The sequence below is a fragment of the Roseovarius mucosus DSM 17069 genome (assembly GCF_000768555.3).
GTDB lineage: Bacteria > Pseudomonadota > Alphaproteobacteria > Rhodobacterales > Rhodobacteraceae > Roseovarius > Roseovarius mucosus.
This window is the reverse complement of sequence record NZ_KN293991.1, coordinates 253,209-266,360: the sequence shown is the minus strand read 5'-3', so window position 1 is coordinate 266,360 and position 13,152 is coordinate 253,209. Positions and strand designations below refer to the sequence as shown.

15 protein-coding genes are annotated in these 13,152 nt (G+C 53.3%); 7 read left to right on the top strand and 8 right to left on the bottom strand.

Translation table 11 applies throughout. The features are described from left to right. Positions 1–540 precede the first annotated feature (540 nt). Entirely contained in the window at positions 541–1,212 is a 672-nt protein-coding gene (locus ROSMUC_RS19055) for a helix-turn-helix transcriptional regulator (RefSeq protein WP_037276333.1), read from the top strand. A 249-nt stretch (positions 1,213–1,461) separates the two neighbouring features. Here the strand turns inward: ROSMUC_RS19055 and ROSMUC_RS19050 are convergent, their stop codons facing one another. The 6 genes from ROSMUC_RS19050 to ROSMUC_RS19025 all read right to left on the bottom strand — a co-directional run bounded on the left by ROSMUC_RS19050 (position 1,462) and on the right by ROSMUC_RS19025 (position 7,698). Further along, positions 1,462–2,244, bottom strand: coding sequence for an HNH endonuclease family protein (locus ROSMUC_RS19050; RefSeq protein ID WP_075571774.1), 783 nt, complete (start codon positions 2,242–2,244; stop codon positions 1,462–1,464). A 3-nt stretch (positions 2,245–2,247) separates the two neighbouring features. Then, positions 2,248–3,867 (bottom strand): AAA family ATPase, encoded by a 1,620-nt coding sequence (locus ROSMUC_RS19045; protein WP_037276331.1) that lies wholly within the window; start codon positions 3,865–3,867, stop codon positions 2,248–2,250. Between the two features lie 2 nt (positions 3,868–3,869). Further along, entirely contained in the window at positions 3,870–5,555 is a 1,686-nt protein-coding gene (locus tag ROSMUC_RS20905) for a restriction endonuclease subunit S (RefSeq protein ID WP_206018480.1), read from the bottom strand. A gap of 45 nt (positions 5,556–5,600) precedes the next feature. Next, positions 5,601–7,016, bottom strand: coding sequence for a class I SAM-dependent DNA methyltransferase (locus tag ROSMUC_RS19035; protein ID WP_037276326.1), 1,416 nt, complete (start codon positions 7,014–7,016; stop codon positions 5,601–5,603). Between the two features lie 75 nt (positions 7,017–7,091). After that, positions 7,092–7,295: a plasmid-related protein gene (locus ROSMUC_RS19030; protein ID WP_206018479.1), complete on the bottom strand. Its 204-nt coding sequence runs from the start codon at positions 7,293–7,295 to the stop codon at positions 7,092–7,094. A gap of 184 nt (positions 7,296–7,479) precedes the next feature. Further along, on the bottom strand, positions 7,480–7,698 hold the full coding sequence (locus tag ROSMUC_RS19025) for a helix-turn-helix domain-containing protein (protein WP_037276325.1): 219 nt from the start codon (positions 7,696–7,698) through the stop codon (positions 7,480–7,482). 75 nt (positions 7,699–7,773) lie between these two features. Between ROSMUC_RS19025 and ROSMUC_RS19020 the strand changes: the two genes are divergently transcribed. From ROSMUC_RS19020 to ROSMUC_RS18995, 6 genes are all read left to right on the top strand, one after another. Further along, complete coding sequence (locus ROSMUC_RS19020; protein WP_146005707.1) at positions 7,774–8,619, top strand: hypothetical protein; 846 nt, start codon at positions 7,774–7,776, stop codon at positions 8,617–8,619. Between the two features lie 4 nt (positions 8,620–8,623). Then, entirely contained in the window at positions 8,624–8,920 is a 297-nt protein-coding gene (locus ROSMUC_RS19015; RefSeq protein WP_037276323.1) for a hypothetical protein, read from the top strand. A 10-nt stretch (positions 8,921–8,930) separates the two neighbouring features. Further along, positions 8,931–9,110 carry a hypothetical protein gene (locus ROSMUC_RS19010; RefSeq protein ID WP_037276320.1) on the top strand — a complete coding sequence of 60 codons (180 nt, stop codon included), beginning with the start codon at positions 8,931–8,933 and terminating at the stop codon, positions 9,108–9,110. Positions 9,111–9,378: 268 nt separating this feature from the next. Next, the gene (locus ROSMUC_RS19005; protein ID WP_245875242.1) at positions 9,379–9,858 is read left to right on the top strand and encodes a metallophosphoesterase; all 480 of its coding nucleotides are present in this window, start codon (positions 9,379–9,381) and stop codon (positions 9,856–9,858) included. 37 nt (positions 9,859–9,895) lie between these two features. Next, positions 9,896–10,087, top strand: coding sequence for a hypothetical protein (locus ROSMUC_RS19000; protein WP_037276318.1), 192 nt, complete (start codon positions 9,896–9,898; stop codon positions 10,085–10,087). 5 nt (positions 10,088–10,092) lie between these two features. Next, the gene (locus ROSMUC_RS18995; protein WP_037276316.1) at positions 10,093–10,896 is read left to right on the top strand and encodes a metallophosphoesterase; all 804 of its coding nucleotides are present in this window, start codon (positions 10,093–10,095) and stop codon (positions 10,894–10,896) included. A gap of 21 nt (positions 10,897–10,917) precedes the next feature. Here the strand turns inward: ROSMUC_RS18995 and ROSMUC_RS18990 are convergent, their stop codons facing one another. Continuing rightward, positions 10,918–11,835 carry a NotI family restriction endonuclease gene (locus ROSMUC_RS18990; RefSeq protein WP_037276315.1) on the bottom strand — a complete coding sequence of 306 codons (918 nt, stop codon included), beginning with the start codon at positions 11,833–11,835 and terminating at the stop codon, positions 10,918–10,920. Between the two features lie 4 nt (positions 11,836–11,839). Next, complete coding sequence (locus ROSMUC_RS18985) at positions 11,840–13,051, bottom strand: DNA cytosine methyltransferase (protein WP_037276307.1); 1,212 nt, start codon at positions 13,049–13,051, stop codon at positions 11,840–11,842. Between the last annotated feature and the right edge of the window lie 101 nt (positions 13,052–13,152).

Genomic DNA, 13,152 nt, shown 5'->3' with positions numbered 1-13,152 from the left:
ATCCATTTGTGATGGCGTGATGATCATCGCGTTGCCGAGCTTGAAACGCGCTTCCAAGCGGTTCGCATGTTCCCGCAGCGTCCGCTCGGCGATTTCGATCCCTCTGGACGAGAGGACTTCAACCCATTGAGCAGGTGTCATTCCGCTATCAAGAATCTCGGAGCCACAGGACGGCAACTGATGACGCGTCATCTTGTGTCACCTATGACTGGCGCTTGCCGCTCTCTGCGGCAGAGCCAGAGGACTGAAAGAGCTTTTCCATTTGCTCGGAGGTCAGAAGCATTAGTCTTCCGATCTGGTGAAACTCACCAATTTCGCGTGCTCTCGTCCGGATCAGTCTTGGGGAGACATGCACACCATGACTTTTGAGAGCTTTACTCCAAGCCTCAGGGGTTTGACCTTCAGATAGAAAATTCGACATCTTTTCCTCGTACACCTACAAGTTTCTGCAAACATTCCACGGCTTTGGGGTGATGTCGATATGTTCTTGCAAATATAAATAATGTCGGTAATTTCGTTCCGACTCGTTTAGGAGAAGTTATGTCCAAACTCGGAATTTTGCCGCCAGACACAAGAACACCGGAAGATTTGCTCCGGGGTGAGCGCGAAGAAAATGAGCGTATTGCTGGGGAGGCGATGCAAAAACGATTCGCCCAAGAAGGCGCGATACATGACAATCTGCGCAACTATCGAGTTCGGCTAGGCTTCACAAAGCAGCAAATGGCCGAAATTTTGGATGTGACCCCACGAACTTACTATGCCTATGAAGAGGGCCACAGAGCCGTGCCCACACCGGCCATTGCTCACCTAGCCGTCCTGACCGGGGGGGATATAAACGAGATCATCTTAGGCCGCCCCGCACCACGCAGCGGGCGAGCTGCACAGGTAGCGATTGACGAAGCCATAGTGGTGTTGAAATTTCTGGCCGTGAAATACCCCGAAATGTCGATGGAAGACCGCTACAAGGTCGTCCGGCTTCACGCACTTGAGGATCTCGGCGGCCTTCCTCGGATGCATCCAGACATCATCCGAGACTTTGTGAAAATCGTGACCCGATACAAATTTCATCCCGAGGATCTCCCCGCGCCCCCGCTTCACGAAGACTACGGAGATGACCACGAAGGATGGGAACGTGACATAGCTGAGTGGCAACGGATCGTGGATGAGGATCTGGACAAACAGGATGACGAGGCCCCTGCCAAAGACTTGTAAGGCTATCAGTCATCACCAATTGAAGCCGCAGGATTGGACAGCCGCACCCAAGAAAGCAAAGAGACCCGAAGATGCCAATCCGAAAGAAGTGCGGACGCAGGTAAAGGGTACATTGGAAGCGCGGGCGGATTCTGGCCGTTCGCTGCACTTGGGGCAAAAGACTGGTCGAGCCGCAATGCATCCGCATGGTTTGGGCGGACAAACGCACCGACCCGTGAGCAAGGTGGCTATAGTAACTGGGTGCTTTTCTCATGCCGAGCGAAGCAAATTTTCAACCCATAGAACGTCTCGATGGCCAGCCATAATTTTTCGTGCAAACGCCGACAACTCCGCACTCTCAGAAATACTATTCGCTAGAGACCGCACATGATCTGAAAATGAAATATCAATGTCGACGTTCCCAGATTCTGTATGAGGGAACAGCCGATCAGCCGCGTCAATCTTGCGTTTTATTGAAAGGGCGAGTGTCTTTCGTTTATCAACGAGATCAGCATGATCTAAGTGGTAAAGTCTTATCGATTCATTTGCGCGTTTATATCGACCTGCATGCATCTGCTCCGAGTATGTCGGAATGGGCTTTCCTGTTTCGTCAAAGTCTATAAGGCCAGGCTCATCTGGTTTGCAAGGGTCCAAAAGAATTGGGCCTTCATTCACCTCCTCTTCGCAGCATGTCGCCCGCTTCGCATCATCGAGGAGAGGAAAATTATCCCCTTTTCCACCAGTCTTACTGCTTTCTTTATCAATCCGAATACTATTGCAGAATGTACATGCAAAACGATAGTTGCTCGGACTGAAAGCCGACCATGGATATTTACTTTTCGGTCGAAAATGATCTACTGCACCGTCAGAGCGTTCCTGTATGATCTCGCAATAGTAACATTTGTCGTGCGACAGCTCCATCAATGGCTGCTTTAGGGTGCGCCAAACATCGGAGTAATCGTTAATTTTCCCGGGATCATTTTCGATAGCCGCATTTGCACGCGCTTGCCAACCGTCAGGGAGCTTCAATTGATCCAGATTGACATAGCGCATGTCTCAGTCCTCCCCTTGCTTCAAGGCATCCTGAATTAGGCGGCTTGCTTTTTCGGCCTCATCGGGCATTTCCTCTCTTTCACCTGTCGGTTTGACCTCCTGATCCAGCCTGCGCAACGCTTCCTTGAGTTCTGGATCACGCACTTCATAACGAAACCCGTAATTTTGAAGTTCCTCATTGATTTCCTTCAGCGCTTTTCTGTCATCTTCGCTAAGCACATCCATTGCACTGATACGACGCTTCCTCTCGAGTAAGTCTTGAGTATGCGTATCCAGCGCAGCGCTTAATCCAAACATCTCACTGGTCATTACACCCGCATAGCCCATTCCACGCGGATGCGTATCCGGCTCCGCAGCCGAGATCGCCTGCGTTTCCTTATCGCGGGAAAGAATCTGAACTTGCTCCTTCTCAAGCTCAGCTACAGCAACCGGATTGTGCGTGGCCAGGAGAACATGACTGCTCTGCTTTTCTATCCCATTCACATTCAAAAAATTACGGATATGCTGAAGATATTCGACACTCCATCTTGGGTTCAGGTGCGTGTCGGGCTCGTCAAGCAGAAACAGGCTTTCCTCTTCCGCTGTGAAACGAAGCAACCCAAGCACGGTTAGGAGCTGCTGTTCGCCTTCACTTAACTCACGGAAAGTAACCGATCCGTCATTTTTCCGCAGCTTCACCCTGATCCGCACCTCATCGATCAGCTCAGAAACGTAGGTGCTTTCCAAGTCTTGAAAGAACTGGGCAGTGCTCTTTCCGCCAGCCAGCTTGCGCAGTGCATCAAGATCTTTCACAAATAGATACAGAAATTCCAGAGTTCGCGAGTTCCATAGACTTACCTTTTCCTTCCGAGTGATCCGCAATGGCGCAAGAGATATATCGTAAAGCGTAGCCAGGAAGTCGGATACGACGCCACGCGCATTCCAGAAGCGTGGATCGCCGTCCTTGGATGTCCATGAAGGCTGTCTAAGAACGAAGAGAACGGATTCGATCCCGCCCTCTTCAAGGCCAAGTTGTTCCTGCAAAAATTTGTCTGTCAACTCGGCGTTATTCACGATGAAAGACAGCAAAACAAAATTGCTATGAACTGGAAGCGCATAGAATAGGCGCTTCAAGCCAGGGTTTTTTCCAGCCCGAAGATCTTTGTCGTACCGTTCTAGATATTTGAGAAAGACCTCTTCCATCCTCTCGCTTTGGCCGGAATAATAGCCAAACACAAATTTCGGCAGATAGCCGTCATCTGGATCACGCAACTTGGAAAGAGCCAATGCTTCGCCAGGAGCTTCCTCAAAGCTGATAGCAGCAGGCGGAGGTTCAGCATTGGGATCGTAGGGCGCGATTTTAACGCGATATGCTTCTTTGCCTGCTGGATCGGCATCAATGCGAACCCATTTGTCCTTGATCTGATAGCAAACTCGATAAGAAAAGGACGGCTTGTTTTTGCTCCCGTTCGCATCCTCACCCATGATAAGGTCGCGGAAAAGAACTGTTGCCGCCTCCAGAACATTCGACTTGCCAGTCCCGTTCCTGCCAATCAATACGGTAATCAGATGCCCCTGAGCGAAATCAATCGTCAGGTCTTTCAGGTTTTTATATTCGCCAATCCACAGCCAATCGATGCGCATGATCAGTCCTCACGGATCGGCGTCAGCCGTAACCAGTCTTCACTTCCCCGGCGTTCGACCTCGATGCGACCATTTCGCAAGTGCAACCGCAGTTCGTTGTAGAACTCCTCAACCGCATCAGATGTCGCGCCATCGCCAATGCCAAGCGCTTGTGCCGCTTTGTTAGCGGAAACCCAATCTCCTTTGGATTTCAAAACCTCGATCAAATTTGCCATCCTCGCCCCTCTCTTCAATAGCTTCTGAGAGCTCGCCTTCAAATTGCGATCTGTTTTCGTTTCTGCGGCTGTAGGCCGATTTTCGGTCTCAACCCTTTCGAGCAGCGTTAATGCAGGCTCATCATTTGTATTTTGAGGGACAAGCTGCCCCCTGAAGGCTGTCTGCAGAATAGACGCATCAAGCGCAGAAAGCCGTTGTGCTGCGGCAACTTGCTCATCGGATACGAGGTCGAGCCAGGCAAAGGTAGTTTCGATACGGCGGACTATTTCTCTTCGAACATTGGGTGCTGGCCAAGGAAGAGGGATTTCTCGCAATTGTTTTTGCGATAGGTTCCGCATGGACATCTGATTTCCACTTGCACGGACCTCGATTTCGTTTCGACCTTTTGGCGAGCGCAAGAACCACATCAGCCAACGTTTATCGTCATCCGGCATTTCCAAGCGAAGAACCTTATCGCTCAGATAGAGGTTTTCGGGACACCCCTCGACGACTACAACCGCTCCCACCAATTCGAGTGTATTTGCCCTTGAGATTAGAAGGTCACCATTTCGAATTCGAGATTTTTCGGGCGGCACAAAAGTGGGCGGCAGTGTCTTTGATGCAAACGGATCGAATTTACCCCATGAGACGGCACTTACCTTCACTACGCCTCTTTCATTTAGCGAAGGCGGTCGTTCTTCACAGCGGAGATTTTTGCCGGCAACGACGTTCTCGACCAGTTCTCCTATGAGTATTTCACTCTGTTTCCATGAGTTATTCTGTTCTTTAGCTACGGGTGAGTTGATCCACTCTGAAAACGCTTTCTCGAGGGAGCAAGCTTTATACTTCTCTATCAGCGCCGGAATAAGATTGAGGGCGTCGTGGGCGGAGGCTATGCGGGAAATCAAATTATCAAGTTTAGCAACTATACGCTTTTGCTCCGCGAGGGGCGGAACAGTAATCTCTGCGGCTAACACGTGCGTTTCCGACACCGCAGGGTAAAGCGTTCCACTTTGAGATTTTGAAATAGATGCAATAAAGCCATCAGAGCGAACCCAATTGAACAGATATTTTGGTGCTATCGCGCTATTGGGTCGAAGGGGTACAATTCCAGTGGTCGTTAATTCTCCATCTAAATCCTCTGTTACCAGCGCAATGTTTTTCAGATATGTTCTTACCGTCGCAAATAGAACATCATCAGTTTTGATCACTCTACGTGCCCGAGAGGGAGCCTCCCGCCCAAGGAATTCCTTTGGGTCGGTTATCTTCTGTATCCGATTGTCAATTGAGCCGATATCGACATATCGAAATTGCCGCTCAGGTTGTCGTCTGGGATCAATACTCTCATACGGCTCGACGACCGTTTTAAGTGTTGTAGACGCCCATCCCTTCGGTAAACTATTCATGCCCACCTCCCATTTTTCGGCACGGGCATGTTGCCAGTCGTGGCTGCGCGGTTTTGAACCCCTGACTCTCCAATCCGTCTGTTCCAACTACCAAAACCAACTGGATTATTTGCGTAAATTTCTTCCTCATCGTCATTCGTTAACCTCAGAAGGCTCAATGAGCTCTCCGACGACAGCTTCAATTTCATTCATTGCCGATTGAAGATGAGAGAGGATCAGAGCGGCAATTTCCTCCGGAGTTTCCGCACCATCCTCAGCATCGCCGTTTTCATCGAGCAGCCAAGAAATAGCCAAACTATCATCTCGATCAGAAATTTCCTGTCGTGAAAAGCAACGGAACCGACCAGTTTCACCTTGATCTACGCGCTTTGACCTGCCCTGCGGATCATTTCCGAAGCATTTCTCAAAATCGGAGAAGTGCTCATCGAGCAATGGCGTAGTTTTTCCGAATACTGGCATGCTTGAACGCAAGTCATAAATCCAAATAGACTCTGTATTATGGCGCTTCTTATTGCCACGGGTAAAAAACAGCACATTTGTTTTGACACTCGCGCTTGCGAAAATTCCCGTCGGGAGTCGCAGAACCGTGTGGAGATCGCACTTATCCAATAGATCGTGCCGCACCAGTCTGCCAACGCCGTCATCTGACAGCACATTGTCCGGCAAAACGACCGCAGCGCGTCCACCCGGTTTCAAGCCAAGATATATGTGCTGAAGGAAGGCCAATTGTTTGTTGGCGTTACTGTGTGGGAGATCGGTGCGAAGTGATCGTCTGCTCCCGGCCTTGCTCCCGAATGGCGGGTTCGCAAGAATTAGATCGGCGAACTGGAGCCCATTTGCGTCATCCGTCAGTGCATCGCCGTATATGACCTCAGCATCAAGCCCATTCAGAAACGTATTCATCAAGCAAATTCGGCGTGTATTTTTTTCAATTTCAACGCCTTGATATTTCGGGGGCGTATTCGCGTATGCCTGATTCGCATTCCCCGAACGTACAAACCGATCCGCTGCAATTAGAAATCCACCGCTTCCAACCGCTGGGTCCTGAATTACCTCACCCAATTTAGGTTTCATGGCTCGCACCATGGAATTAACCAATGCCCTTGGAGTGAAATATTGACCTGCTCCAGAACGAACATCCTGCGAGCTCTTTTCAATCAGCCCCTCGTAGATGTGTCCAAATCTATCACCCGCGAGATCATTCCAATCAATTTTGGCGATTCCATCTACTACGGCGTGAAGGTTCTCGTCGTGCGAAAACACCGTAGTGGGAAAGGCATATATTGCCTGGATCGTCTCACTTTCCGCACTAGTACCAAGGTGGGTCAGCATCTCCTGATAGAAGCCCAGCAAGCCATCTTTGGGATGACCCAGGAGGTCCTTCCAACGGTTGCCAGATGGCAGAAGACGTTCAACACCATTCTCTTCAGCGATTTTGAGGAAAAGGAGATATGTTAACTCAGACACGTATTGGTGATAGCTGATCCCATCACCGCGAAGGATGTGGCAAAGGCTCCAAATTTTCTGAACTATATTCTCATTTTTCATGTGTTGCCTCCCTCACTCCAAACGCCTGAATGAATAAAAAATTTTGTCCAACAAGAACGGCTTTCTCTACGGCATTCATCCTTGGCTCTCTGAAGCAACTGGCCTGCCGTCGGCATTCTCGGTCTGACCGGCATGATTTGATTTCTTCGCCGCTATGTATTCCCGCATGAACCTCCGAATGACCTGCGCAGCGGGACGATCCTGCTCGCGGCATATCATGAGAAATTCATCGCGAAGCTCCCGCTCGACGCGGATTCGCATTCCGGCATCTTTTTCCATCATAAGACCATGTGTACCCATTGGATACACATAGCGCTAGGCAAAAATTATGAAATGTAGAGCCTGTGAGTTGCTATCTCCTCAAGCCGAGAACTAGTCTCTTTGCGCTTGCAGCGAACGGCAGGAAGACGGTCCGCACCGTAGCATCAAAGGCCATGAATGGAGGGGCTCTGAGCCGTTCACACTATCTTTGACTGAACATCTCTGCCACAGGAATCCCAAGCGCCTCAGCGATCCGTAGGATCGTCTTGAGGCCCGGATTTCGCTCCCCGCGCTCGATCCCACCGATGTAAGTTCGGTCAAGCTCCACGGTCAGGGCAAACCCTTCCTGCGAATAGCCCTGAGACTTGCGCAGCTCGCGCAGGCGCTTCCCAAAATCCTCGACTGTAAACGTGCGCTCCATACCGCTGTAGCGCAAAAAAGGTGTTTAATCGTCCACGGACTAATCGTATCATTTTGAGCGACAGAGGAGATTTCGATGAGTTTATTACGATTTGCCTGCCAGTTGTTTATGGTTTCACTGATTTCCAGTGTCGCGATTGCCGCCCACGCCCAAGGCCACCTGACCGAAACGCTCATCCCGAAGCCGCGCCCTTACCCCTACGCCATCCTCGACATTCAGCCGGGGGCGGAGGCGATGGAGGCGAGCAGCATGTTCGGGGAGCGGATGATGCAGATCCTCGTGCCCGAACAGGTCGCGCTGCGGGTCGAGAATGGCGAGGGTCGCGCCTTTGCGTTGACCTTCGATCAGAAGCTGGTGACGCAGGGCGTGGGGCTGCACACCCGCATGGGCCGCGATCCTTATGCCGAGATCAACGCTACTCTGGCGACCGAAGCCATGGGCGGGCGGGTGCTGCAAATCCAGCGCACAATCCGCGAGCCGAACGAGAACCTGCCCGAACCTGCCGCGTTGATCGCGCAGCTGGAAGATCGCTATGGCCCGCCTTCGAAGCGCGACGGAAGCAGCGCGACCTGGGCTTGGGGCGAGGAAGGCTTCATTCCTGATCTCGACGGCCAACCGTTGCATGAGATTACCACCGTCAGTCAGTTCGGGCCGCGCAAGACGATCCAATATCGCCCCTGCTCAACCGGTTTCAGCGCCGATGCCGAATACCGTTTCCGCCAGCACCGTGAAACACCGATCATGCCCGGTTGCACGGCGCTGTTCACGGTTGGCTTCAATGGCGGCGCGCAGCTCTCGACCGTCAGCTTTTCGCTGACCGATTTCGACCTGATCCGCCAGCATGTGGCCGAGGTGGATCGTCAGATACTCGAAGCTTTGACCACCGACGCGCTGGTCGCGCCCACCGACATGGACCTGTGACGCCATGAAAGACGTCACGACGGAAACCCAGACTTGCCCATTCTGCTACACCGAACTGGACGTCCGCGCGACCGTTTGCGGCCAATGTGGCGCTGTCAAAGACCTCACGCCCGCGTGGATGAGCCGCCTGAAGTTCTATGGTCTGAGTGTCGGCCTTGTGCTTGTCGGGCTGTTCCTCGCCTTCGTGGACGGCAAGGGGATCAATTGGTGGGCGGTGCCTTTCGCCGTAATCGGAGCCGCCTTTCTGGTGATGGGCCGAAAAGTCGACCTCTCGAACCAGCTTTGGCACCGCAAGGAATAGGAAAGCCGCCATGGAAATTCATTGGATTGACAGCCCCAAGCACAAAGCCGACCGCAAGGAACTGGCAAACCTCTGCGGGCGCACCCGCACCCCGGCGGAAGACGCGCGATATGCAGAGCTAAAGGCACGGGTGCGAAAATGGGCGGGGCTCAATCAGGCAGCCGAGGATTTCGTGAACGGCGCGCCATAGGCATATGGCAAAAACGCTGCAAATCGGTTACGAGACCTGCATGATCACAGTACGCGCACATATCACCCTGATTTAGCGCCCGCAGAATGGCGGGCGGCTTCGAGCTGTTCGCCGATAGATGATCCGCCATCACCGCAACGCCTCTGACGCCGCCGCCATCGGGCATGACGGAGGCAAGGACATGACCAACTGGTACACGGCAGACACCCATTTCGGACACGAAAAGGTCATCTCGCTTTGCGGGAGGCCCTTTCGCAATGCCGGTCACATGGACACGGTGCTGATTGAAAACCTCTGGTCCAAAGTTCGTCCGGACGATGACCTCTGGATCATTGGCGACTTTGCCTTTGGCCCCAAAGCCAAAGAGACCAACTATCTTGAAGCCATCTTCAGGGAGCTCCCCGGTGCGCGCAAACATCTGGTGATTGGCAACCATGATCTGGAACCGACGCTGGCCTTGCCTTGGGACAGCATTTCGCACCTGGCCGAGATCAATGATGGCCCCGACAACCTTCCACATACCCTGTGCCACTATCCCATGATCACCTGGAATCGTGCGCGGCGTGGCGCGCTTCAGATCTTCGGGCACGTCCACAACAACTGGAAAGGGTCGCGCAACAGCGTCAATGTGGGCGTCGATGTCTGGGATTTCATGCCCGTTAGGTTTGAGGACATCGCCCGACGTGCCAAAACCCTCCCCGTGAACAAGCACTGGGCGGATGTCGAGCACAATGCGAGGGAGTTCTGATATGTCTCGATCCTACCGGAAAACCCCGATCTGCGGGATGACCACCGCCGCAAGCGACAAGGCGTTTAAGAAAGCCGAGCACAAACGCGCCCGCCGCGCCGTGAACGCGCATGATCTGACGCTGGATGATGCCCTGGTGAGCAAAGAGTTTGGCGCCCCATGGGGCGCACCCAAGGACGGGAAGCAATGGATCGACGCCAGACGCTTCCCCGAGATAATGAGAAAGTAAGAGCCATGGCGCGGTTTTTGGTCTGGAGCGACCTGCACGATGAATTCTGGGAAGGCTTCGATCTGCCCGACCTGCCCGCGCCAGTGGACGGGGTGTTGATCGCGGGCGACACCCACACCATGGGCCGTCATCTGGATATCCCCGCGCGGGCTGCCCGCAAATATGGCTGTCCGGTCGTGGTGATCTGGGGCAACCATGAACCCTATGGCTCGATCTGGTCAGAGTTGCTGCCCGAGGAGGACCGCCAGCTTGCCGAGCTGCGCACCGACGGCCTCGACATTCGCGTGCTTCATGGTGCGGCGACCGAGATCGCGGGCGTGCGCATCATCGGCGCGCCGCTCTGGACGGACCTGAAGCTCTTTCCCGAAATAGAAGGCCTCGCATGGGGCACGGTTTCGGATTGCCTCATGGACTATCAGCGCATCGGCGTTACGCCCAAGCGTATGTTCTGTATGCACACGATGTTGGACCATCACGCGATGGACAAAGCGGCGATCTGGGACGCCCTGCGCCAGCCCCACGACGGGCCGACCGTGGTCATGACGCACCACATCCCCATCCGTCAACTCGTTCACCCCGCTCGCGAATTCGTTAACGAGCGGCAACGTGCTTTGTGCGCGGCTTTTGCCAGCGACCTCTGGGCTGAAATCAAGGGCTTCGACATACACACCTGGATCTGTGGCCATAGCCACGACAATGAGTCATGGACGGGCCGGGGTAAGCACGGCCCAATCCGTTTCGTCATGAACGGGCGAGGATATCCGGGCGAAGAGGTCGAGTTCGATCCGGCCTTTGTGCTGGAAGTTTGAGCGTGGCGATATAAACCGATGTTACTCGCTGGTAGTGCTCCCGAGTGCCCGCAGGATCGCATCCCGATAGACGTTTTCTACAGGCAGCGTCACATTGTTAAAGGCTTCCTGTACCTTGTAGACCGTAGTTGAATGATTGAGCGTGTTTTTCAACGGAATCAGGCCTTCGGAGACAGGCTTTTCCGGCATGTCATAGTCGTAAACGGCGAAGGTGATCGACGCGGGCTGAAGCGCATATCGGATCAGACCTTCCTGGCCACCCAGCCGCTCCATGATCCGTTCGAAAACCGGCGCAGGGCACACAAAGAACAGGCCACTACGGCACAGTTCCTCACGTTGCAGAATCTGCCCCTTATAAATCAACTGCGGCAAAATGCGTTTGGCGACGTTTTCCCAGTTCAGCCCAGCCGTCGTTTTCTCAATCGAACGCTCCTTCTTGAGCGCTTCATAGCCTGGACGATATGTGCCCGTTGTATCAATCGTTTGGACCTCGACTGCCACGAACTCGATCAACTCGCCTTGATCGTTGAGTTTTGCCAGCACCCAATCGACAAAGTAGCCGCCTTTTTTCGACTTTTGCGGCAATCGAAGCTCACCTCCCCAGCCTTTTCCGAAAACGGCTACGCACTCTTCCTGTTGATCGACTGCATGTTTCACGGCCCTGCGGCCAGCGATAAGCTTCAGGTCGGGGCCAAACACGCGGTCAGCAATATCGGACAGAATGCGATAGTTGTCGGAATAGAGCCGGATTGGGCAGCAGATGACCGGCTCGCTCGTGATTGGTTTGATGGCGCAAACGCCCGATATCACGCCATCGTTAAAGCTCTTCTGGCAGGTATTCCCACTGATTGGGCAGGTTTCCGTATCCGCAGCACGCTTCGCCAGGTCAGACGCATCAGCAGCACGATACCCAAAGAACTCGAAAATCGTTGCGGCCATGCTGTTACGAAACCTTCCGCGCGTGCCTACGCAATTCTTCAAGGACATTTCGGATCGAACGCCCTATGGCGGCGGCCAGTAGCGATGGAACGGCATTCCCAACCTGTTCATACTGCTCTACACGCGAGCCAACGAAGCGATAGCTATCTGGGAAGGTTTGAATCCGCGCTGCTTCTCGGACCGTGAAGCAGCGATCCTGCTCATAGTGGAAATAGGCTCCCCAATGGGGATCACATTTTGTCAGAATGGTAGATGCAAGGCCGTCCGGCGCAACCCGACCGTATCGCTTGGTATGATCGGAGCGGCGAGCCCGTCTCATGCCCTTCGGCAGGAGATCTTCAGGGATGTCTGTCCAGTTGCCCCCTGGCGGAATGAACGACATGCGCTTGATATTGATTTCCCCAAGGCGCGGGGCCTCGTGGTTCAGGACGCCTTTACTGCCATTCCGCATCGCAGCCTGAAAATCATTCTGCGGCTTGGTCCCGTAGTCTTTACGGTCTGCGCCCGTTTCCCCGTTCGCCAGCACGGGCAGATCATCAATCGCGTCGCGCACGCTCACAAAAGAGGGCAGCTCCAAGTTCGTCGGGAGAGCGACAATGTTCTTGCCCTCGAAATTGGAGGTGAAATTAACCCGGAGAGGTGCATTGCGAACAGGTTCGGGGAAGGCGCGTTGGGGATCGGCTTCATCCCCACGAATGCCGATGATCACAGTCCGCCACCGGGTCTGCGGCACACCGTAATGCGGCGCGTAGAGAATTTTCACATCTGCGCTGTATCCGTGCTGGCCCAATGCCTGCAAGATGGCCTGCAAGGTGCCCCCGCCTTCGAAAGAGACAAGACCGGGAACATTCTCGATCAGAACAGCCTTTGGCTCGAACTCATCGACAAAGCGCAAGAATTCTAGAAAGAGGCTGTTCCGTTCATCATCTACCGAGCGTTTGGGCGCATTGATCGAAAAACCCTGACAAGGCGGGCCACCGGCCACAAGATCAAGCTCACCTTTTTGCAGTCCCAACTGACGCCGCACATCACCTGCATCAACCAGTCGAATATCTCGCGACTCGACGATTGTATCAGGGTGATTCAGCGCATAAGTCTCTGCGTGACGCGCCACGATTTCGTTTGCATACAAGGATTTGAAGCCAGAAACGCGCAACCCTTCAGAAAGCCCACCGGCACCTGAAAACAAGTCGATTGATGTGTATTGGGCTGCCAAGACGCTTCTCCTCTTCTTGCGAAGGCTCTATCATGCTCACCGATAGCACGAAAGATTCGACGATGTCTTCTTTGTTTGTTCTTTTCTGGCACTTGCCTGTA